This window comes from Chitinophaga sp. RAB17 (assembly GCF_052114225.1).
Classification (GTDB): domain Bacteria; phylum Bacteroidota; class Bacteroidia; order Chitinophagales; family Chitinophagaceae; genus Chitinophaga.
Window position 1 is genome coordinate 88942 of record NZ_JBFREI010000011.1, and the last position, 23380, is coordinate 112321.

General features: G+C 45.5%; 14 protein-coding genes. 10 read left to right on the forward strand and 4 right to left on the reverse strand.

From position 1 onward, the window contains the following. Positions 1-26 precede the first annotated feature (26 nt). On the forward strand, positions 27-1664 hold the full coding sequence (locus tag AB4Z08_RS28220) for an acyl-CoA dehydrogenase family protein (protein ID WP_441577136.1): 1638 nt from the start codon (positions 27-29) through the stop codon (positions 1662-1664). A 56-nt stretch (positions 1665-1720) separates the two neighbouring features. Here the strand turns inward: AB4Z08_RS28220 and AB4Z08_RS28225 are convergent, their stop codons facing one another. Continuing rightward, positions 1721-5095: a M43 family zinc metalloprotease gene (locus tag AB4Z08_RS28225; RefSeq protein ID WP_441577137.1), complete on the reverse strand. Its 3375-nt coding sequence runs from the start codon at positions 5093-5095 to the stop codon at positions 1721-1723. A 432-nt stretch (positions 5096-5527) separates the two neighbouring features. Between AB4Z08_RS28225 and AB4Z08_RS28230 the strand changes: the two genes are divergently transcribed. Then, positions 5528-6103 (forward strand): hypothetical protein, encoded by a 576-nt coding sequence (locus AB4Z08_RS28230; RefSeq protein ID WP_441577138.1) that lies wholly within the window; start codon positions 5528-5530, stop codon positions 6101-6103. 4 nt (positions 6104-6107) lie between these two features. Here the strand turns inward: AB4Z08_RS28230 and AB4Z08_RS28235 are convergent, their stop codons facing one another. Next, positions 6108-8492: an ABC transporter permease gene (locus tag AB4Z08_RS28235; RefSeq protein ID WP_441577139.1), complete on the reverse strand. Its 2385-nt coding sequence runs from the start codon at positions 8490-8492 to the stop codon at positions 6108-6110. A gap of 223 nt (positions 8493-8715) precedes the next feature. On the opposite strand from AB4Z08_RS28235, the gene AB4Z08_RS28240 reads away from it, so the two are divergent. Next, a complete protein-coding gene (locus AB4Z08_RS28240; protein ID WP_441577140.1) occupies positions 8716-10875 on the forward strand; it encodes a hypothetical protein in 2160 nt (719 codons plus the stop codon). Between the two features lie 51 nt (positions 10876-10926). Then, entirely contained in the window at positions 10927-13605 is a 2679-nt protein-coding gene (locus AB4Z08_RS28245; RefSeq protein WP_441577141.1) for a glycosyl hydrolase-related protein, read from the forward strand. A 154-nt stretch (positions 13606-13759) separates the two neighbouring features. On the opposite strand, the gene AB4Z08_RS28250 is transcribed toward AB4Z08_RS28245, so the two are convergent. Beyond that, positions 13760-14371, reverse strand: a complete 612-nt coding sequence (locus AB4Z08_RS28250) for an immunity protein Imm33 domain-containing protein (protein ID WP_441577142.1) — start codon at positions 14369-14371, stop codon at positions 13760-13762. Positions 14372-14534: 163 nt separating this feature from the next. Between AB4Z08_RS28250 and AB4Z08_RS28255 the strand changes: the two genes are divergently transcribed. The 5 genes from AB4Z08_RS28255 (at position 14535) to AB4Z08_RS28275 (ending at position 19937) form a co-directional block, all read left to right on the forward strand. Continuing rightward, positions 14535-14987, forward strand: a complete 453-nt coding sequence (locus AB4Z08_RS28255) for an SRPBCC family protein (protein WP_441577143.1) — start codon at positions 14535-14537, stop codon at positions 14985-14987. Further along, positions 14968-15291 carry an ArsR/SmtB family transcription factor gene (locus AB4Z08_RS28260; protein WP_441577144.1) on the forward strand — a complete coding sequence of 108 codons (324 nt, stop codon included), beginning with the start codon at positions 14968-14970 and terminating at the stop codon, positions 15289-15291. Before AB4Z08_RS28255 ends, AB4Z08_RS28260 begins: the two co-directional genes overlap by 20 nt. Before the next feature lie 14 nt (positions 15292-15305). Beyond that, positions 15306-15677, forward strand: a complete 372-nt coding sequence (locus tag AB4Z08_RS28265; RefSeq protein WP_441577145.1) for a SnoaL-like domain-containing protein — start codon at positions 15306-15308, stop codon at positions 15675-15677. A 247-nt stretch (positions 15678-15924) separates the two neighbouring features. Beyond that, a complete protein-coding gene (locus AB4Z08_RS28270; protein WP_441577146.1) occupies positions 15925-16356 on the forward strand; it encodes an SRPBCC family protein in 432 nt (143 codons plus the stop codon). Between the two features lie 446 nt (positions 16357-16802). After that, positions 16803-19937: a PQQ-dependent sugar dehydrogenase gene (locus AB4Z08_RS28275; RefSeq protein WP_441577147.1), complete on the forward strand. Its 3135-nt coding sequence runs from the start codon at positions 16803-16805 to the stop codon at positions 19935-19937. 74 nt (positions 19938-20011) lie between these two features. Here the strand turns inward: AB4Z08_RS28275 and AB4Z08_RS28280 are convergent, their stop codons facing one another. Further along, positions 20012-21439 carry a hypothetical protein gene (locus tag AB4Z08_RS28280; RefSeq protein WP_441577148.1) on the reverse strand — a complete coding sequence of 476 codons (1428 nt, stop codon included), beginning with the start codon at positions 21437-21439 and terminating at the stop codon, positions 20012-20014. A gap of 546 nt (positions 21440-21985) precedes the next feature. Between AB4Z08_RS28280 and AB4Z08_RS28285 the strand changes: the two genes are divergently transcribed. Further along, positions 21986-23263: an epoxide hydrolase family protein gene (locus tag AB4Z08_RS28285; protein ID WP_441577149.1), complete on the forward strand. Its 1278-nt coding sequence runs from the start codon at positions 21986-21988 to the stop codon at positions 23261-23263. Positions 23264-23380: the final 117 nt, after the last annotated feature.

The window sequence follows — 23380 nt, forward strand, 5'->3', positions numbered from 1 at the left end:
TTAGTGTATATCAAACATCACATTATATGCTTCCCGTTGATTTTGATTTTCACACCTCCGCCAACCAGGTACCCGTACTTGAAAATTACAATTCATTTACCACTCATCCCCTGCTTCAAAAGGCGCTTCAGCTATATGATGGCAGCTGGATACAGGAGCAGGCTACCGAATTCGGTGCGTTGATGGGAAGTCATGCTATGCAGCATGCCGGTGAGCTGGCCAACAAAAATATTCCTGTGCTAAAAACGCATGATCGCTTTGGCAACCGCACGGATATCGTTGAATATCATCCGGCCTATCACCAGATGATGGAAGCAGCCATCCGTCACCAGGTGCATTCCATCGCATGGACGGCCAACAACAAAGGCGCCTACCTCGCACACAGTACCTTGTCCTATCTTAAACAACAAATAGATGAAGGCAGCAGCTGTCCTTTAACAATGACCTTTGCAGTAGTCCCTTCACTCAAAATCGAATCCGACATTGCCAAAGCATGGCTGCCACTGGTACTTTCCAATGAATACGATGCAAGACCTATTCCATACACCCTAAAAAAAGGCGTCACCTTTGGTATGGCCATGACTGAACCACAAGGCGGCAGTGACGTTCGTGCCAATCTTACTTTTGCGAAACCCGCAGGCAATGGCGTCTATAAAATTACCGGCAGAAAATGGTTCTGCAGTGCCCCCATGAGCGATGCTTTCCTGGTGCTGGCCCAAACAGATAAGGGACTAAGCTGTTTCCTGGTGCCCCGGTTTACACCGGAAGGAAAAAAGAATGCGCTCTACTTTCAGCGGTTAAAAGATAAACTGGGCAACAAATCAAATGCATCCGGCGAAGTGGAATTCCACGAAGCCTGGGGACAGCTCATCGGAGAAACAGGTCGCGGCGTGGCCAACATCATGGAGATGGTACGCCATACCCGCCTGGATTGTGCTATCGGCTCTGCTGCCACCATGCAGCGGGCTTTGGCAGAAGCCATCCATCACTGTCGCCACAGAAGTGCTTTCGGAAAAAAACTGATCGATCAGCCACTCATGAAAAATGTATTGGCCGATCTATGCCTGGAATCCGCTGCCGCCACCGCTCTCGCCATGCGCCTGGCAAAAGGTTTTGATGATGCACTCACCGATGAAGCAGCCATGCACTTTACCCGCATCGCTACCGCTATCGGAAAATTCTGGAACACCAAAAGAGCAGTGCTGGTACTCGGTGAAGCCCTGGAATGTATTGGTGGCAATGGTTATGTGGAAGAATCCATTATGCCCAGGCTATACCGCGATGTGCCGGTGAACGCTATATGGGAAGGCTCCGGCAACATACAGGCACTGGATGTACTGCGCAGCATGCACAAAGAACCCCACAGCATCACAGCATTCATGGATTACTTAGAACAAGCCAAAGGCTTCGATACACACTTAGATCATCACCTGGAAAATTTACAACCGCTGATAGCACATCCGGATGAGTATAAAGCACGCATCATCGTTGAAAAAATGGCACTGGCCATGCAGGCGATAGAACTGATCCGGATAGCGCCGGAAACCATGGCGCCACTGTTTTGTGAAGCACGACTTTCACCACAGAAACATTTAACCTGGGGAACACTGGGGAATGATAAAGGATTGGATGACATAATTAACATGGTGTATAGTGGCAGCTAAAAAAACAGGTGGTACATCTTTCGATATACCACCTGCCTTTATCTCCGGAATAGCTCCTATTTCACCACTTTCACGGTATGTCTTTCTCCGCCATAGGATACATCAATGATGTACACGCCTGACGGTAATGCAGACAGATTACTTATCTGTAAGGTGTTATTACCTTTTATTACATGCGCATCCTGTTCTTTTAGCATATAGCCGTTGAGGTTATACAGCTTCACTTTTGCCATACCAGTTACGGTGGACTGGTAGTTGATATTAATCCGGTCTGAAAAAGGACTGGTTGCACTTAACCTGTAATTGGAAGTCGCCATTTTCTTCAGCAACGCGGTACCTCCGGTTATTTTGATGGTATAATCCTCTACCTCACCCTGGTAACCATCAATGCCGCAAGGTTTCATATTACTGCCATACCCCATTCTAACGCGAAGCAGCGTGGTACCATTCTTCGCATTGGCAGGCACTGTAATCGTTTGAGTGAAAGGACCTGTACCCCGTTTAACAAATATTTTCTCCGTGGTATCATTCAATTGTTTATCGCCATTCCAGTCTGCCCATGCGGCCACAGAAATGTCCGGCCAGTATTCTATATTCAGATTTATCTGCAGCTGATAAGATCCTCCGGCTGTTACGTTAGCTGATTGTGCGGTGAAGTCCTTATAACCATCCCATTGTGAACTATTGTCCAGGTTAGCGAACCGTACCCGTGTGATGGTGTTATAGTTCAATGCCGTACTTGCGGTACAATAATCAGACACGTGGAACCCGGAATCTGTTGCAGGTGAGCTGGTTTGGCCCGCCTTAATGCTACCACCAGGCAGTGTATTGTAAGCATAATCCATTAACGTATATCCGCTGCCGTTAGCGGCTACTTTAAACCGGAACCAGCCATAGAATTTTTCTCCACCGGTCGTGAAAGTAAATCCTGCATAGCCCGTTGCTCCTTTCCATACCGTGTAAGAGGTGGTAGTCAGATTATGTTCATCCGGATAAGCGCCACCAGCCACAAAGTTAGAGCTATCACTGATGACTGTATTGGGAGCCAGCAGGGAAATATTCTTGGTAGTACCCTGGCAAACGATCGGCTTCTGGTAGGCTTCAAATCTTAACCTGCCACTGTCTGCCCACAAGCCATAGGCGGCCTCCGGAATATTATCTACCAGGAAATAATACCAGTTATTGGTCATATTGATGGTGTAAAGCGTATCATTTACATCCACGTACTTAATCATATAAGGATCGCGGAAGTTGAGGAGCAGTTGTTTCTGGCTGCTATCTGCTACCTGTTGCGTACTGAAAGCTGCAGGTAAGATATTGACGGTCACTGCTGCATTGTTTGCAACTGCATGACTGGTAGCTTTACCGGTAAATTTCAGGATTGCCGTGGTATTATTCAATGCTTTCAATTGTACACTCAAACCGGCAGGAAGATTACTAACGGTATAGTGTACGTTGTTAGTGAAGTTCCCGGAGCTGATGGCAAAGGTATTACCGAGGATACCAACTTCTGAGGAATCTGTAATACCACCATCATTAACGAGTGCTTCGCGGAACTGGGTCTTTGACCAGGAAAGCGTAGGCGCTCCTGCATTACCGGCTCTGATACTGCCATTAGGCGCCTGATTCCAGGCATAGTCCTTAATGGTGCAAGTACTGCCATCGGCAGCTACCGTAATACGAATCCAGCCATAACGAGGCTTACCTCCTACGGTAAACTTAACACCTACGTAGGCTGTCTTACCACCCCATTTGGTATAAGTGCTGCTGAAGATATCGTGTTCATCCGGGTATGCACCACCTGCCACAAAAGAAGACGTATCTCCTATCATTGTATTCACCGGCAGCGGAGAAATATTCCGGGTGCTGCCTTCACACACTGCTGCTTTCTGATAGGTTTCCAGGCGCAGTTTGCCGCTGTTGAACCAGCCGCCGAAGTCTGCATCTCCTGTATGAAAACTAAAGAAAGTCCAGTTACTGGTGCTGTTCACCACAATATCAGGGATATCATTGTAAATGATCTTATACGGATCCAGGAAATGAATACCCAGGTTGATATAAGAACGATAGAGAGATGCCGCCCCACCCTGTATGGCAGCATTGAGGAAAGTAATTTTTAAGCTGTCGGTATTATTGACAATATTATTCTGCGTAGCCTGCCCTGTAAAAGATAATATCGCCGTGGTGTTGTTAACCACCTGGATAACCGCCGACAAGCCGGCAGGCAGGTTTTGCACCGTAAAGTGCGTGCCTTGCGTCAGGCTGCCACTGCTGACAGCAAACTTTGCGCCGCCCAGCATTTTCAGTGTATCCGTTAGCGTTACAGCTCCGTTATTTACATCACTTTCGTTGAATAAATTAAAAGCCGGCACCATCCTTTTAGTGGAATCCGACAACAAGGTGGCAGCCAGGTTGGCGGCTGACCACAGGTTGTTCCGGTGCGCTACCGTACCGGTCAATGCAGCCAGCATTCTGTCGCTCTGGCCCGCTGTAAACATTTTGGTGCAGGAAGAATAGTCCATGTAATTTTCCACGTTTGCTACCGTACCACAGGAGTTGGCATTTAAATTACATCCTCCATAGTTGGACTGCGTAGGCGGTGTATCATCTACTTCATCACCCGGAGCGGTACAACCGTTTTCAAAGGTGTGTTGTAAATTAAGAAAATGTCCTACTTCGTGGGTAAGCACCCGCTTCATGTATGGATAGCCATTTTCAGAAGACCCTACACCTGGTGCACCCAAATAACGCCAGTTATAAACTACGCCATCCAGGTGATTACTGGCCACCCAGTCATCCGGAAGATAAGTCCAGCCGGAATTATTGAATACCCCTTTCTCTTCCACTTCACTCACGATCCAGATATTCAGGTATTTTTCTCCGGGCCAGTAGGAAACGCTTTTTACATTAGCGCCGGAACCATCCGGAGAACGGCCATCCAGGTCATTGTAGTGATAGGTTACACCATTAGTAGGATTGCCTTGCGGGTCAATATCCGCCAACCGGAAAGTAATATGAAGATTGGCTGCCAGTCCTATAAATCGTGGATCGATCTGACTGTAATCAGGATTAGCCAGGTTATAATCCTGGTTCAGTATGTCTATGGCAGAACGGATCTGCGCCATTGTTACTTTATAGGGATTCACGGCGTCATTAATGTGAAATACCACAGGTATGGTATATTGCACGGATTGTGTTTCGAATGCCTGCCGTTGTTGCTGCATCCTGGCGATTGTCTTCCGGATATTAACCTCCTGGTTGCGTGCAGCCTGTAAGGATGCAGGATGTTTTTTATAAAGTTCCTGCATCGCCCTGGAAGAGGAACAGTGGTCGGGCAATGGCGCCGGTGCATTTTTTTGCTGTGCGGCAGCTCCCTGGCTGATGGCCAGGCATAGCAACCCCACTATTATCTTTCGAGATAAATGTGACATATAAATGGTTTAATGTTTGGAGAAAAGTATAACGACAGGTAGCAGCATGCTACCCGCGGGGTAAAGTCGTGTAACCCGCAACAGACGGATATTTCCGCGGCAGCCGGTCATAGTGGATAAAGTCTACTTCATAAGATTGCTTTTATTAACTGAATGATAAATCAGCTGATAGAATTGGAGATACTATTTTAACCTGCAGGGCATAGAATATTCAAGACAGTTGATTTGATTGCTTTGGTTGAATTACAAGATTGGCCTGTGACAGCCCTCACAAACGGGAACATTAATACTCTTCGCTATCGTAAATAGCCTCGATTTCGTTGTTGTGATACGAATTTAATTCAATACCGGGTAAGGGTATACGCCAAAATTGATGGCTTCTTTGCCGATATTAACCTTATTTTAGATCACGATCTGATAAACAGATATATTATGAGTAATCCAATGATACTGCAAAGCAAAGGGATCCGGACCGGTAAATATTTCATACCTCCTTTTGAGTTGCAGGAAGGTGAGCTGGTAGTCATCTACTTATATAGTGGCGCACATTTCCATGATCTGGAAATGCAACTGATTAATATTTTAACTGGTGCGGTTTCAGATCATGCTGTTAAAATATATCAGTCGCTCACCTATGTAACACATTTCAGGGAGTCGTGGATAAGAAAACGCCTCTATCCATTAACTGTTGGGAAATACTTAAAAAAGAATACCCAACCACATCATGCATTTGCCAGCAAAATATATGAGCACCCGCATATTAACAAGCATACAAAAATGTACACGCTGAGCAGCCATCATCAGCAACTCATCAGCCTGTATGCTACATTATCCAATACAAACCATATCATTTTTGACTTGATAGGACAAGGCGTGGAAGGCGCTATGGAGAGCTATAAGACCATAAAAGAAATTGTCCGGCAAGGCGGCGCTGCCATCCTGCTGGACAATTTCAACGAAATGAAAAACGACTGTACAAAATATATCGAACTGGAGTTCCTTAAATAAATACCTACTCCGACCTTAACGACTTCACCGGGTTCATCATGGCTGCTTTAATGGATTGATAACTCACTGTCAGCAAAGTGATGGATAACGCGCCGATACTCGTCAATGCAATGATCCACCAGGATATTTCCGTGCGGTATTTATAATGCTGCAGCCAGTTGTTCATGAAATAATAAGCTACCGGTATTGCCAGCAGCAATGCAATCGCTACCAGCAATACAAAATCCTTTGTCATCAAACGCCATAAATTGAAAACGGACGCGCCCAGTACTTTGCGCACACCGATTTCCTTCACGCGCTGCTCTGCCATGAAAGAGGCCATACCAAACAATCCCAGGCAACTGATGAAAATAGCGAGCACCGCAAAGAAGCTGGAAAGTTTTGCTATACGTCGTTCCCCATCAAACTTTTCAGCATAATCTTTATCTACAAAATTGTACACAAAAGGAACGCCGGGGTTATATTTTTTAAAGACCGCCTCGATCTGCGCCAGCGCAGCAGCGGTGTTTTTGTCAGGATTTATTTTAGCATTAATCAGATTCGCATTGTCATAATCGATGGTAAAAATAGTACGGAAGACCGGATTATAAGGCGATTCTATTACCATGTCCTTCACCACACCTATCACATGAAATGGTTTACTATCTACTTTTACGATTTCCCCCAGCGGGTCTTTCAGCCCCATAAATTTAACGGCGGCCTCGTTGAGGATCATAGCAGTGCTATCCGTGGCGAATGCTCTCGAAAAGTCGCGTCCTGCGATGATCTGCCAGTTAATGGTTTTTCCGTAATCATGTGTCACATTAATGGAACCGAAGTTTCCCTGAGTTCCAGGTAGCATGCCTTTCCAGGTATAGCCATTATTAATAGCATTCAGCTCCGTGGTACCACTGGAAGAATAGGCCATGTCTTTCACCGCACCGGTTGCTAACAACTCGTTGCGGATTAATTCAAAATGATCTTTCATCTCCGCCGTCTTCATTGGAATGGCAAGCAGTCCCTCCCTGCTATAGGCAGTCGGACGGCTTTGCGCATACTGGATCTGCCGGAATACCACCACAGTTCCTATAATGAGAATGACCGACACGGTAAACTGTGTCACCACTAATGCCTTCCGGGGAATGGCCGCATAACGTCCTGCGCGGAAAGTGCCTTTCAGCACTTTGATAGGCTCAAAAGAAGAAAGATATAATGCAGGGTAACTGCCGGCAATTAAACCGGTAAAAAGCGTCACCGCAAGGCCAATCAGCCAGAATAAGGGATTCGATAGTGGAATACTGACCTTCTTGTCGGCTACACTGTTAAACATTGGTAAGGCCAGCTGCACCAGCAACAATGCCAATACAAAACTAATTACCGTTACCAGCAGGGATTCACTGAAGAACTGCGTGATCAGCTGACCACGGACAGACCCTATGGCCTTCCGGATACCTACTTCCTTGGCCCTCTTTTCAGAACGGGCAGTACTTAGGTTCATGAAGTTAATGCAGGCCAGCAGCAGCACAAAAAAACCAATGATCGCGAAAAGCCATACAAACTGAATACCTCCACCTACATTTTTTCCATTGTCCCACTCCGCATACAAATGCCATTTACTCATGGGATGCAGAAATACTTCCGGCTTAAATGCCGCATCTTCTGCCCGCACTTTATGCAGCTTCACATCCTTTATTTTAGCCGACACCTTTTCCAGGTCTGCGTTGTCGGCCAGTTGTGCATAGGTTTGGGTGAAGTTGGACCGCCATGGATTGTCCATCGCCCTGATCCATGGTTGACTGTTGACATATAACTCCCAGGGGGCGATAAACGCCAGGGTCCTGAAGGCGGAGTTATAAGGCAGATCTTCATACACACCAGTCACTTTCACATCCAGCCGGTTATCTATCTTTATCAACTTATCTGTGGGATCTGTATCTCCAAACAATGCTTTTGCTGCCGAGGCCGACAATAGGATGGATGCCGGATCTTTTAACCCGCCACGGGTGCCTTTCAGCATTTTAAGCGTAATCATTTCCGGGAAGTCCGGCTCAAAGAAATTGCCAGTTTCGGAAACCGCATCATTGTTATGGGTTAATATATGTTTACCCGTCCAGGACGACATCACCACATACTTGAAGTCACTGCCGTATTTATCCCGGATTTCCTGTCCCAACAAATAAGGGTTGGAAGGCTGCGTGCCTACCACCCCGTTAAAGGTTTGGTGCTGCATGACCTGCACAATACGATCGTAATGCGCATGATTTTTACTGAACGTCAATTCATCATGAATCCACAAACCAATCAGCAGGGCAACCGCCATGCCGGTGGATAACCCTATGATATTTATGACAGAAAAAGTCTTGTTCTTTAAAAGATTTCTCCAGGCCACCCTGGCATGACTTCTTAACATGATTTTGTAATTTTCCGTTAAGTGACAATAATGCTGCCATACACAAAACCTGCGCTGTACAACGATATTACGCATTTTATTTTGCGATGGACGTCCATATCCGAACAGTCCATGTCTGAAAATGGACAGGAAATTTTACCCCAATCAACAGGATAATTTTATGAACCAGTTCTTTGAAATGTACCGATATGTATATATGTTTGTACATATTAAATTCTACGTTATGAAAACAAGTATAGCTTTTGTTATTCTTACAGCAGCTATTTTCAATACGCGTTCTGTCTTTGCAACGGCAGATCGCCTCCCTGTAATAACCACTGATTCTTCTTCCAAACGCGCGGCAGCATTGGGGATTCCTACGCTTGATGACATTGCCGGAGACTGGATCCCGATGGACCAGGTCGATAATATGCCTGCGGTCCATAATTTCCACCACATGTTGGTCGTTAACCGGGACCTGACCTCCTATTACTATTATCCGGGGGGAATATATCCCTGGCGGAAAGGGCATCCTGTCACTACACTGACCATAGACGGGCAGGAATATCCGGCCACGGAAACCCGCTGTTTTCCCTATAAGGCACTTCGGCGCAATCCATATTGCAATGGCATATCAGTGGAAACTGACACCCGAATGATCAATGAATCAAGAAATGTGATGTGTCGCATCATTGCCACCAATACAACGATTGTACCGCGCCGTACTACGCTGACTTTGCGTGTACCAGGAAAACTCCTGGCGGATGGCATTGGGGTTTCCAATAGCACGCAACGTAAGGGAGTCACATCCATCCTGCGTCCATCACGTAAGCCCGATCAGGTATCAACAGAAAAGGATACCGTTATCTGGCATTGGATCATGGAACTACCGAAAGGAGGTAGTATGCGTGTTGAATTTGCGGCCGGCGATGAGGCATCTTCACAAACGGCGCAAACCGATGCTTTAGTGACCAAATGGGCAGCCAGCTTTAACACTTACTTCGATGACTGTAAAAAGGTCTGGGAGAATCGTTGGGCAGACGCATTCACTCCTGGTAATACACATTTTTCAGGACATCTGCCTGTCTTAAAAAGTTCCGATGTCGCATTGTTGCGCAACTACTACGTGGGCGCATGGACGATGTTAGCCCTCGAACGTACACAGTTTCCGGTCCACCCCCGTTCTTTTATTACCAGTGGTGAACGGGAAGATGGCACCCAATATTACTGGGATGCCTCTATGCAGGCGACTGCATGGGCGCTGCTGGAACCCGCCGGTATGAAGGCAACGCTTCGACGCTGGCTGGTGCAGAACCCACGTAGCGGAAAAGCCAGTGGCTATGCGCTCGATTTGCGGGATACGACAGGTTTTGATACAATTCATTATGACAACATCGGTGGTTATGCCTTCAACGCATGTACTATTTTTAAAACCATTGATGAATATCTGCGTGTAACAAATGATCGCCACTTCCTCGATGAAAAACTGGAAAATGGCCGCACCATCATGGAAACCATGGATTCACTTGCTACCAACTGGGAATCACTTCCCAAAGGTCATGATGGATTGGCTAACTATGGTGAGAACAACAACCTGCTTGAATGCGCACCCGCTTATATCCACTGTGTTCCTTCCTGCAATGCGCAAAATATATGGATGATGCGGGAAACCGCAAAGTGGTATATCCTCCATGGCAATACGGTACGTGCAAATGAACTGCAGAAAAAAGCGACTACGCTACTTCCTGTGGTGTTGTCGCTCTATAAGCCAGGAGATGGCGTTTGGAATGCATGGCACTTAAATGGTAAACGTGTGGAACTGCGGCACTGCGTAGACTTCATATATACCGGCAACGCATTAAAGCGGGACCTCTCTCCTGCACAAAAATCAGAAATGATTTCCTTTGTCAAAAACGAACTCCTTACCCGTGACTGGATGCGTGCAATGAGTCAGAAAGATGCTGCGGCTGTGAATTCCGACCGCCCGGATCATGGGCCCATGGGCGCTTATGATGGCTGGATTCCACTCACTGTTAATATCTTGTGGCAGCTCGGTGATCCGGTTGGGGCCTATGCGTTCTACTGTCGCACGGCGGTGGTCACGCGGGAAGGTCCATTTGCGCAGGCCCGTGAATTTTTTGGTCCGAACCGTACCGCCTATGACGCGCCTGTGCGTATTGCCATGAGGCAGGGCTGTATGAAAGAATGTATCAGTGGCGTTGCGTTCAGTGATGTGGTCATCACTACGTTCTTTGGCTTCTCTCCGGAAACCGGTGATGGAACAGGTCTTCAGGATTCATCCACGCCACGCCCTTTTACCGGGGAGCTGCGCAATATACATTTTGCAGGTAAAGAGTGGACCATTAAAGCAGGAGCTAAAGGGACACTGGTAAAAAAAGACTAACAGGAATAAGTAATCAACCTGGCATCAAACACTCAAAAAGATTGAATTATTATGAAAAAAATCTGCCTGATATTTTTTATCCTTTTCCTGGTTACAGCGGGAGCATTTGCACAACAGCAACCCGCAAATAATGCAGGCATCTCAAAAGTAACAGATGTATGGCTGGTATTCAAAACTCACTTCGACTTAGGCTTTACGGATTTACCGGAAAATGTTTTTGCACGATACCGGGGAGAAATGATGGATAAGGCATTAAAGGTGATAGAGAAAAATGCAACACTACCGAAAGATAAACGCTTTGCCTGGACCGTGCCCGGATGGCCGCTCTATGCACAGATATTAGGACCTCAGCAAAGTCCGGAACGAAAGATAAGAATAGAAAAAGCAATCAGGGAAGGAGCCATCGTGGTACATGCCCTCCCTTTCACCACGCACACCGAGTCGCTTGATTATGAAGATTTAGTTCGCGGGTTAAATTACTCGTCAAAAATTGCCCGTACCTATGGACTGCCGTTGCCTATCAGTGCTAAAATGACCGATGTTCCCAGTCATTCCTGGGTGATGCCTACCTTGTTAAGCCATGCAGGTATAAAGTTCCTGCAATTGGGCTGTAATCCTGCGAGTCAGTATCCACGCTTTCCGCCAATCTTCTGGTGGGAAGGTGCTGACGGTGCTAAAGTTTTATGTCAATATACCCCGCTGTATGGTTCTGAAATACAACCTCCTGCCAACTGGCCATGTAAGAACTATCTTGCTATGATCATGACGGGTGACAACCACGGCCCGCCTAACCAAAAAGAAGTGGAGGACATCATTGCACAAACGCAAAGAGATCTGCCCGGAGTAAAAATACATTTTGGAACGCTCGATGATTTTGCAAAGGCAATATTTGCGGAACATCCTGATTTACCTACTATTAAAGGAGACTCGCCCGATTCCTGGATTCATGGTATTGAATCAAATCCCCGGGAAACAAAAATTGCACGAAATATCCGCCCGTTAACACCAGCACTTGATGCGCTGCACACACAAATGAACATATGGGGCATTCCCACAGCATCTGTTTCAGCGAAACTGGCAAAAGCTTATGAACAGAGCCTTTTGTACGCCGAACATACCTGGGGCATGAATGCTGAATATGGCCCACGTTACAGTTATGGTGATGATTGGAAAAAATGGCTGGCTGAAGCCGAAGCAGAACCCATTCCTGAAAACGGCGATTATTCAAAACTTAAAAATAGTGACGCAGGAAACACCGGTCAGGGAAGCAAAAGGAAATGGTTAAAATCCTACGATGAAAAGCGTCAGTATATCCTCAATACCAACAACATTGTTAGTACGGAATTAAATACTCATCTTGATCTGCTGGCAAAATCTGTAAACGTAGCAGGAAAGCGGTTAATCGTTTATAATCCCTTACCCTGGAAGAGATCCGGTTTGGTTGAAAATCCGTGGGAAAAAGGAACTTCTTTTTATGTAAAAGAAATTCCTGCAGGTGGTTATGTTACTTATGCCCCCGGCGATTTAAAAACATCTGCCATTACAAGCGATAACCAATCCATATTTAGCACCCCCTATTTCAACATAGTTTTTGATTTAACCCGGGGAGGAATATCCTCTTTAATTGAGAAGAAAACTGGTCGCGAACTGGTGGATACTTCCTCAGAATATGTTGTTGGCCAGTTTTTGCATGAACGGTTCAGCACAAAAGAGGTGGACAAATGGTTTAATGCCTATAGCCGGATAAAAGATGGCTGGGGTTTGAATGATTTGGGGAAACCCGGAATGATCAGTGCTGATAAAGCGCCTTACATCGCCTTTACACCACATCACTGGGACATCACGGTGGCTCATTCAGCCGTAGCGGATATCGCTACGCTGACTACGGAGCAGACAAACGGCTTTGCAAAAAAATATACTTTGATATTTACCTTCCCCCGAAATACGCCTTATGTAGATGTGGAATGGGTAGTAGCTTCTAAAACGGCAGACAAACAACCGGAAGGCGGATGGCTTTGTTTTCCTTTTGCTATCGCGAAACCTCACTTTACAGTGGGACGTTTGGGTGGCCCTATAAATCCTCAGACAGACATTATTTCCGGCAGTAACAAGTACCTGATGGCAGTTAATTCCGGCGTGGCTATTACGCAGGCCAACCAATCAGGAATGGGGCTCACTCCTATTGATGCGCCGTTGATTTGTTTAGGCGAACCTGGCCTGTGGAAATTTGCTTTGGATCATTCCCCGGAAATACCCTCCGTATTTGTAAATATTTACAATAACATGTGGAATACCAATTTCCCGTTGTGGCAGGATGGTTCATGGAGTGAAAGAGTCCGGATCTGGTCCATAGATGCACACACTCCAGCTGTTCCTGATCTGATTCAAAACTCCTGGGAGGCACGTGTACCTTTATTAACAGGAATAGCTGAAGGCGAAGCCGGAAAGTTAAAGCCAATGAATACAGGTATCTCCATTTCAAGAACCGGTGTACTCGTCACCGCTTTTGGAGAAAATCCCGATGGCGAAGGAACTATTTTACGGTTATGGGAACAATCAGGTATTTCAGGCAATTGTACGGTTAGCTTTCCTGAAAAATGTAATGCCAAAGCGGTTCAACCGGTTGATTTACGCGGTAACCCAATTGGGAAGCGGATTAGCGTAAAAAACAACAGGTTCATTGTTGATCTGAAAAAATATGCACCAGCCTCATTTCTGTTAGCTTTCTAAGGATTCCTGGAGCTGGATTTGTTCTCAACATCTGCCAATCAGCGTGTACCCTGTCTGGATTCAATCGCTTAACAATCCAATCAACTTAAGAGTGAATACTTATTGATTAAGTATACAACTCTTAAGTTGACATGCCCGCCAATAATCGAAGCGTTCAATCCATTGTGCCATTAAAATCATGCACTTCTGTAAAGTCATTCTCATCTGCATCCCACTCAAAAGCCCGGTGATTTGACATAAATGCTTTTTCCAGTCGTGGTTCAAAACTCAAAACTTCTTCCAACGTAATAATAGCCGCGTTTTTGTAATCATTCAAATAGCTTTCGTCCTCATCACCATAAAAAAGTTGCCAGCCACTATCTTCGGGATTATTAGGCTCCCCTAGCATAAGCCAATTAACCTCTTTTTCCGTTAATGCTTTCCTGGTGATGATTGCTTTCTTCTTTTCATCAAAGTTTCTTTTAATGATGGTTGTTGCAATATGTTTCTTCTCAAACTCAATGACCTCACCTATGCTCAGGTCTTTAATATAATGCGGTTGATTTGTTAAATATCCTTTTAACTTGTCCCCATTTGTTTCCGACAGTTCAACCCACATCCTTTCTGCGCGGCAACCATCGTCTGTGGGAAAATTAAAAACGAAGAAAAGTCTGACCTTTTCTCCCACCTTCAGGTTAGCCAGCTCATTTTCAGTAGGTATAGTAAAATGTCGTGGATTTTTTGCTGCGTCAATAGTGACGTCTTGTATATAATATGACTTTTCCATCTGCTATTATTTTGTGGTAAGCAATTCATCAGCATATTAATAAAAAAAGGATGAAATAGATTCGATTTATCTGTCGGCTCGTCTTCCTTTCCCTTTTTCTCAAAAAATATTTGGGTAACTCAAAAGTTACATATACCTTTGGGTAACTTAAAAGTTACGTATTATGGCAGCAAGCATTAATCACCAGTTCTTCTTCCCCCATCCTCCCGAGATAGTGTGGGAATATCTCACGAATGCTGAATTGATGGAACAATGGCTCATGAAAAATGATTTCCAGCCTGTTATCGGGCATGATTTCCAATTCAGGACCAACCCCATACCCAGCCTCAACTTCGATGGAATAGTTTATTGCAGGGTATTGGAGATTGTTCCTTTCAAAAAGTTATCCTATTCCTGGAATAGCGGCTCCGGAGACGGCAAGATCACTATAGAATCTGTAGTGGAATGGAAACTGGAACAGAAAGATCAGGGGACTCAACTTTTCCTTTTGCATAGCGGTTTTTCTGAAACAGAAAATGTCAACATGTACAATGCACTGACAGACGGATGGCTCAAAAACTTACAGAAGATCGCTGACCGCATAAATACCAGAATAAATGGCACAACCAACACTTGATGTATTCCAGGTAATTGCTGACCCGAGCAGGAGGAAGATGCTAACGCTACTCTCAGAAGAAAGCTTAACCATCAACAGCCTCGCTGAAAATTTCGACATGAGTCGTCCGGCCGTTTCAAAGCACATCAAAATACTATACTCTGCAGGATTTATTTCTATCAAAGACATCGGCAGAGAAAGGTATTGTACGCTGAAACAGGAGGGGTTCAATGAATTACAGCAATGGATTTCCTTCTTTGATAAGTTCTGGACATCGAAACTGAAAAAGTTAGAATTCTTATTAAATAAAAAATTGTCTGACTAAAAAAATAAATTTTTATGATCGCAACAGCATTGACCACTCAGGAAGTGGCCACAAGATTTAACGAACTTGCCCAGCAGGAAAAGTGGTTTGAAATCCAGGACGAGTTCTTTGCAGACAACGTAAGAAGTATAGACCCTGAAAATTCCCCCTATATGGGATATGCCGAAGGTAAAGAAGCCGTTCGGAAAAAGGGAAAGGACTTCGTAGCCAAAATAACAGATGTTCATGCAGCAAGTACTACCCTACCTGTAGTAGGCGGTAACCATTTTTCAGTAGGACGTACCGTGGATATTACGGTAGACGGCCACGGCAGAATACAAATTGAACAGATCATGTTATATGAAGTAAAAGATGGTCAGATTGTATTAGAGCAATTTTTTTATTAGAAAAGAAGGCTTTTAGCCTGTCTCAGAAAGCAATTGTGCCGCCAGGGTGATGACGATCACCCTGGCGGCACGGTGATACCTGAATATTTTTACCGGCGCCGGACTGATAATAGCTGTTCCGCTAATCAGAGATACTCCTGCATTAAGTCACCACTAATCCCATATTTTACTCAGCTCATCAAGAAGTCTGTTGCGTTGCCATTCGCATTGCTTAATTTGACGCCATACTTTATCACTACCTTCTCCCATGGAAAAGATCATCGACAAAAAAACAGACATCAAAGCACCGGCCGCCGAAGTATGGAAATCACTTACTGATACTACCTTAATGGCCAAATGGATGGGAGATGCAGCATTGGATCTGGACATTACTACCAGTTGGCAGATTGGAGCTCCTATTATTATAAAAGGGTTCCATCACGCCAGGTTTGAAAACAAGGGCATTGTACTGGAATATTTACCTAACCAGGTCCTTAGTTATAATTTCCTCAGCTCCTTATCCCGACTCCCTGATAAAAACGAAAATTATACCATTATCCGGTTTACCTTAATTCCCATGGAGCAGCATACTTCGCTGGAATTATCTTTAACCAACTTTCCGACAGATGTCATCTACCATCACCTTAATTTCTATTGGAATACCACACTGGTTATGCTGAAAAGAGCAATTGAACAGTAATGAAGGCCAATAGGCCTTCTTCGCACATTTACATTAGATCCATCTCTTCCCTTTTCTCTTCACATACCTGCATTACCCGAAATATACTATCGGGAAATGTGAAAATAATATGCTAATTATTGCAAACGATTGCATAACTTCAGTACACAGCTAAAATCCCACGTAGTTTCCGGCAGAAATAATTGTAACCTGTAGTATTATTCTGAAAGACCATCGAGCCAGTGTTGTAACCTACTTCGTTTCTATATTTTGTACATATAATAACCCTATTGTTCATCCTTAAAAACTGCTTTATGAGTCCCCCTATTTTTTATTACACCCGTTAAAAAGGCGGTCCGCATCAGTGTGTAATAGCATTGCTATGTATAACAGTAAGATTATGCATAAACGGGCAACCTATGTCTGGTATTGAACCCTCAAACATTTCTCTTTTAAGAAAACCTGTTATGAAAAAAAAATACGCAATTACAAGTTTACTTCTCTATTTATTCTTACCACTTTTATGGCTGTCGGCCGGAGCACAATCACTACCCGCCAACTTCCAACGGGTACAAGTGGCCAATGGTATCAGCAGTCCCAGCGCGATGGCCTTTCTTCCTGATGGCCGCATACTTGTATGCCAGGAAACAGGGCAGCTACGCGTCATCAAAAACGGTAGCCTGCTATCCACTCCGGCTATTACCCTTTCCGTTAATAGCAGCGGGGAACGCGGCCTGATAGGTATTGCGGCAGATCCCGGCTTTGCTACCAATCACTATATCTACCTGTATTATACCCATACTTCCGGTCCACATAACCGCGTGAGCCGATTTACAATGACAGGAGATATTGCAGGATCAGAAACCACATTGCTGGACCTTCCGACCCTAAGTGCGATCTACCATAACGGAGGCGGATTATCTTTTGGTAATGATGGTAAACTATATGTTTCTGTAGGAGATAATAAAGTAGGCGACAATGCCAAAAATCTCGACAGCTATATGGGGAAACTGCTACGCATCAACTCCGATGGTTCTGTACCTTCCGGAAACCCCTTCAGTGGCGGAGCTGCCCGCAGCCGCGTTTGGGCATATGGCTTACGAAACCCGTTCACCAATTCCATTGATCCCGTTACCGGCAAGATCCTTATCAATGACGTGGGTGAATCTACCTGGGAAGAAATCAACGACGCTGCTGTCAGTGGCCGTAACTTCGGATGGCCCGACAAAGAAGGTACCTGCTCTTCCGGCTGTACCGGCTTAACCGATCCTATTTATAAATATAGCACCAACAGGAATACGGCTCCTCCGGACGGACAAGGCTGTGCCATCAACGGAGGCGCTTTTTTCAATGGCGCCATCAGCAACTATCCGTCTACTTACAATGGCAAATACTTTTTCCTGGACTACTGCGGAGGATGGATCAACTACATCAACCCTGCATCGCCCACACGGACAGCCTTTGCAACAGGTTTAGGCGGCGGACTTGTTTATCTTAAACAAGGTAATGACGGAAATCTTTATTTCCTGAGCCGGGATAATAGTGCGCTGTACAAACTTATTTACACCGGCACACAGGCCCCTGCCATCGTTACGCAGCCACAATCGCTTAGCATACCGCAAGGACAAACGGCCACCTTTAGTGTAGTGGCTACTGCCAACCCCGCTCCCACCTACCAGTGGAGAAAGAATGCCGTAAATATCAGTGGTGCCACAACAGCCAGTTATTCCATCTCCAACGTACAACCGGCAGATTCCGGTCTTTATAGCGTAGTAGTGACCAACACCGCCGGCAGCGTTACCAGCAGCAACGCAAAACTGACCATTGCCAAACCCAATACACTACCTGTTGCCACTATCACAGTTCCTGTAAACGGCGCCACATTCCGTGCAGGCGATACCGTTAGATTTACAGGTACCGGTACGGATGCCGAAGATGGAACACTTCCTGCCAGTGCATTTCATTGGTGGATTGATTTCCATCATGCCAATCATATCCATCCCGGTCCGCAGGTACCTGACAGTGTTAAAACAGGCACTTTTGTTATTTCTGCAGAAGGACATACGGAAACAGATATCTGGTATCGCATTCTTCTTTCTGTGAAAGATAGCAGAGGTGAATTGGATACCACTTATGTAGAAATGTTCCCGGTTACCTCCAATATAACATTGAATACACAACCCGCCGGGCTGCAGATCCGCCTCAATGATATTCCTTTTACCACACCGTATTCTTCGGCTACCTTGTCCGGGATGGTAAGACCCATGGATGCCCCTTCTCCGCAAACGCTTAACGGGGTTACCTATATTTTTGATCACTGGGTACATGGAGGCGCGAGAGTGCAGAACATCCGGATTACTGATAATGATACTACGTATACGGCTATATTCAAAGCAGCACCCGCCGCCACCACATTGCCACCCGTACAGGATGCATACGTGAGAGATGGAACCAATGCAGCCATCACATTTGGTACAACAGATTCCACCCTGTTGATTACTAAAGTGTCGCCAGCCGGACAATTGAATAATGCCCGTGAATCCTACTTTACTTTTGACCTCACCAATGCGGCGAGCGCTGTATCATCCGTGGTACTGAAAGTATTTGGCCGTGTAGATGGTACGGTTGCCACCAGCGTACCAGTCGCAGCATATCCGGCCAGTAATATTACCTGGTCCGAAAAAACCATTACCTGGAATAATAAACCGGCAACCGGCAGTACCGCTTTAGCATCTGCCGTACTGACCAATGATACCGCCAGGTATTATACCTGGGATGTAACCAGCTATGTGCAAAGTGAACTGCTGGCAGGACGAAAAAAGATAACGCTTGTACTGAAAAGTCAGCAGGCACACGATCCACGTATACTCCTCAATTCAAAAGAGGCAGCAGCGAATCGTCCACAACTCGCAGTGATTGCAGATTCAACAGGAGGCCCGGCTTGCACACCGGCTACTGCCAGCAGCGATGATGGAAACGTAGCCGCCAATGCCCTCGACAATGATATGAATACCCGCTGGTCAGCAAGCGGCAACGGAGAGTGGATACAATTCTGTCTGGGTAGCACCGCTACTGTTACTGGCGTGGATATCGCATTTTTTAAAGGTGATACCCGCCGTTCTCTATTTGATGTACAGGTTAGCACAGATGGTAACACCTGGACCAATGCCGCTACGGGCTTGCAGAGCAGTGGTACCTCCGTCAATTTTGAGAGCTTTACATTTACCGGTAAAACGGCGAAGTATGTACGTATTCTCGGACATGGTAATAACTTAAACCTGTGGAACAGCTATGCGGAAGTGAAAATTAACACAACTACCAGCCTGGCTGCCTCCAAATTATCAAAAGCACCTGCCTTCTCCGTATATCCTAACCCTGCAGGGGCATACTTTACGGTAAAATTCAGTCTGCCTTCAAATGGCTACACGATACTGGCGGTGTATGATATAACAGGCAAACAAAGATTGATACCTGTAAACGGACAACTTAACGCCGGCGCCTATACGGAAATGATATCCGCGGCTTCACTGCCAGCTGGTATCTATGTGATAAAACTGGTGCATAATGGTCAGGTGAGAACCCTGAAAGTAATGAAGGAATAAATCTATGTAACAAGTCAGCGCTATATGGAGAAGCATATTCTTCTCCATATAGCGCTGACTTATTTAATCAGCATTTACAGATTATGAATAAAAGCGATCATTAACCCTGCCGTTACGCGGGTCGCCGGTACTGTACCGATGGTGCCGGTCAGTAAATTGGATTCTTTGGGATCATCAAAATTAATCGGCTGCTGATAGCTGCCTGTATGACCGTATCCCAATAAAATGCCGGTGCGGAGATTATATTTGCTTCTCTTTATATTCAACCCTAACTGACAATAATAATTGTCCCATATCGCAGTATTGGGTGAAAAGCCATCAGTGGTTTCCCGGGTCGCATAGTTAAAGTCAGTGCGTAGCGAACAATATGCTACCAACTGCGGCTTCAGCTGATAACTAACGCCAACGCCTATATTAAAAATTGCTTTCCTCGCTTCCCTCATTTCCAGTAATGCCGCTGTAGAAGAATGGGAGCCTCCGGTATCCGGTCTTACAAAACCTTCTGCACGTGGAGTCAGGATATTGTATTCTTTTACTTTCAGGAAGTATTCTGCGGCCACATACACCTGTCCTTTATCGTAGTCATATGCATAACCCAGCGCAATACTTGCCGGCACTTTATAATCGGATTTTAGTTTTGTCTGCCGCGTACTCGCCAGTAGATTCACTACCTCCTGTGGGATGAAATGAATATTGGCAATAGCATTATTACTCAGTAAAGTACCCCTTCCTCCAAGGTGAATGAGTGGTGAAGAAAACAGTAATCCAACATGATGCTTTTCCATTTCATAGCTGAGTCCCACTTTTAATCGCAGTCCGATATGATGATAGTCTACCTGGTAGACGCCTTCATTACTGGCCAACGGCATTGTGCTGGTGGTACTGTTGCCGAGCAATGCCCGTGAACTGAAGGTTTCACTGTAATGCTGGGAACGCGATTGCCCTTCGGCCATAAACCCTATCGCCCATCGTTTTGTAAGTGCAAAACCGGTGCTGATCAGCGCCGATGTTTCCCTTGTTATATTTTGAAAATTATACTGCCCGATATAATACTCCAGGCCGGGAGCGTTCGCACTATCCCGTATATTCAGTTTGGTGTCCTGTTGCTGGGATACATTGTAATTAAATACGGCTGTATGCATAAGCGCATAGCCAATATACACGGGCTTTTTTTTGCCTAATGCTACCATCCCGGACAGCATCTGCGGAACACTGGATGTAATACGTGATTTTAAATCTTTCCCCGTGCCCGTCCCATTCTTGATTTTGATAGACTCCACCTGGTAAACAGTTCCGGAAATAGATACTGCCTTCTTCTGCGTCCAGGCCTGCAAGGCTGGGTTGTAAAAAAGCACCCCGCTGTCGCGATTGTTGGCCAGCACTGCACCTGGGGTAAAAAATCCGGCAGGTCCGTAGTTGTCAGACCAGTAATTGGCATCCTGCGCCCAGGCAAATTGGCTGATCCCTGTGAAAAGGATGATCAAAGGAAGTATTCTCAGCATACGATATGGTTGATAAATTCTCAAAATGAACACACAGGAAAAGTAATTGTTCAAAATGATTCGTTTTAAAAGTTTAAACCGGCCACAGTCAATGGTCTCCGGCCACCTAAAACCATGAAAAGCATGTCGCCCTGCCGGATCGGGTAACGTCCCCTTTCAGAGCTAATAATGAATTTTTAAAATGATCAACCCCGCTATAATAGCGGGGTTGATCATTTTGTGCCCTCACCCTTTTATTCATGACGTTAAAAGCCTAGTTAGCCTGTCCGGTTCACCAATCAATATGTCTAACTCCCCTACGATTATGTCCGGCTGGCTGACTTGCGCTGGCCGACCTGTTGCGGTTGAAATACTTTTGAGAAGCAAATAAGAAAAAAATAAACACCATGGACAAACACAATACACACGGGCCGCACAAACTAATTATCGGTTTGGTATCACTGCTGTCCATGCTATTCATTGCAAGTGCATCCTTTGAAAAAAAACCACAGGATTGCCGCATGATCAACATCTCCACAAAAAGAAAAAAAATTTAAACCTAACATGATGAAAACGAACAAACACACCCTTATCAGCCGGGTTATTGCAAGCGCACTTATGCTGGCCACCGTGCCAGGTTTCGCCCAGGTTAATACCAATAATGCTGAACAAATCCGGCCTTTCCATATCAGTATCCCGGAAGCGGCGATCACTGATCTTCATCACCGGTTATCAGCAACAAGATGGCCAGACATGGAAACGGTTACCGATCGCTCTCAGGGCGTGAAACTAGCGCAGATACAGGGCCTCGTAAAGTACTGGGATAAAAATTACGACTGGCGAAAAGCAGAAGCAAAACTGAATGCACTGCCACAATTCGTTACTAAAATCGACGGACTTGACATTCATTTTATTCATGTCAAATCCAAAAATCCCAAAGCCCTGCCGATCATTATCACCCATGGCTGGCCTGGTTCCGTATTCGAACTTATAAAAATCATTGGCCCCCTGACTAACCCCGAGGCTTATGGCGGCCGTGCGGAAGATGCCTTTGATGTAGTCATCCCTTCCATGCCTGGCTATGGCTTTTCTGAAAAGCCCAAGGGTACCGGCTGGGGGCCTGAACGCATCGGCAACGCATGGGATCAACTGATGACCCGCCTCGGTTACACCCATTATGTGGCACAGGGCGGCGACTGGGGTTCTGTAGTGGCAGATGCCATGGCGCGTCAGCATTATGCAGGCCTCATAGGTATCCACGTGAACATGCCGGCAACAGTACCTGCTGACGTAGCAAAAGCACTTAAAAACGGAGATCCTGCACCGGCCGGATTATCTGCTAAGGAACAGGCAGCATTCAATTCACTGAATAATTTATATACCAAAGGCGGTGGCTATGCTGCACTCATGGTAACCCGTCCGCAAACACTGGGTTATGGACTCACGGACTCACCTTCTGGTCTTGCTTCTTTTTTCTTAGACAAGTTTAACGACTGGACTTATAGCGGCGGGAATGCGGAAAAAGTACTTACCAAAGATGAAATGCTCGATGATATTTCGCTCTATTGGTTTACCAATACTGCAGCATCTTCTGCACAGCTTTACTGGGAAAACAATAACAACAACTTCAATGCTGTGGAGCAAAGGACTGCTGAAATTTCCATCCCTGTAGCGGTAACCGTATTTCCCGGTGAGATCTACCAGGCGCCCCGCAGCTGGACAGAACGTAGCTACCATCACCTTATTTACTTCAACGAGGCTAACAACGGCGGCCATTTCGCGCAGTGGGAACAACCACAACTCTTCTCCGAAGAACTCCGCGCCGCCTTCAAATCATTGCGCTGATAAAAAGCAGGTTCCGATTTAAATCATTTCATCATAAGTAAACTTTGACGGGCAGCCAGCTGAAAACAGTTGGCTGCTTCTTTTTGTGCTTTACAAATTATGCATTAAAAAAGCGCC

What these genes read in the sequence shown, in the direction of transcription:
- AB4Z08_RS28230 (WP_441577138.1), top strand. Translation starts at nt 5,528, where the DNA reads ATGAGTAATCCAATGATACTGCAAAGCAAAGGGATCCGGACCGGTAAA.
- AB4Z08_RS28255 (WP_441577143.1), top strand. Translation starts at nt 14,535, where the DNA reads ATGGCAGCAAGCATTAATCACCAGTTCTTCTTCCCCCATCCTCCCGAG.
- AB4Z08_RS28220 (WP_441577136.1), top strand. Translation starts at nt 27, where the DNA reads ATGCTTCCCGTTGATTTTGATTTTCACACCTCCGCCAACCAGGTACCC.
- AB4Z08_RS28235 (WP_441577139.1), bottom strand. Translation starts at nt 8,492, where the DNA reads ATGTTAAGAAGTCATGCCAGGGTGGCCTGGAGAAATCTTTTAAAGAAC.
- AB4Z08_RS28285 (WP_441577149.1), top strand. Translation starts at nt 21,986, where the DNA reads ATGAAAACGAACAAACACACCCTTATCAGCCGGGTTATTGCAAGCGCA.
- AB4Z08_RS28240 (WP_441577140.1), top strand. Translation starts at nt 8,716, where the DNA reads ATGAAAACAAGTATAGCTTTTGTTATTCTTACAGCAGCTATTTTCAAT.
- AB4Z08_RS28250 (WP_441577142.1), bottom strand. Translation starts at nt 14,371, where the DNA reads ATGGAAAAGTCATATTATATACAAGACGTCACTATTGACGCAGCAAAA.
- AB4Z08_RS28265 (WP_441577145.1), top strand. Translation starts at nt 15,306, where the DNA reads ATGATCGCAACAGCATTGACCACTCAGGAAGTGGCCACAAGATTTAAC.
- AB4Z08_RS28275 (WP_441577147.1), top strand. Translation starts at nt 16,803, where the DNA reads ATGAAAAAAAAATACGCAATTACAAGTTTACTTCTCTATTTATTCTTA.
- AB4Z08_RS28260 (WP_441577144.1), top strand. Translation starts at nt 14,968, where the DNA reads ATGGCACAACCAACACTTGATGTATTCCAGGTAATTGCTGACCCGAGC.
- AB4Z08_RS28245 (WP_441577141.1), top strand. Translation starts at nt 10,927, where the DNA reads ATGAAAAAAATCTGCCTGATATTTTTTATCCTTTTCCTGGTTACAGCG.
- AB4Z08_RS28225 (WP_441577137.1), bottom strand. Translation starts at nt 5,095, where the DNA reads ATGTCACATTTATCTCGAAAGATAATAGTGGGGTTGCTATGCCTGGCC.
- AB4Z08_RS28280 (WP_441577148.1), bottom strand. Translation starts at nt 21,439, where the DNA reads ATGCTGAGAATACTTCCTTTGATCATCCTTTTCACAGGGATCAGCCAA.
- AB4Z08_RS28270 (WP_441577146.1), top strand. Translation starts at nt 15,925, where the DNA reads ATGGAAAAGATCATCGACAAAAAAACAGACATCAAAGCACCGGCCGCC.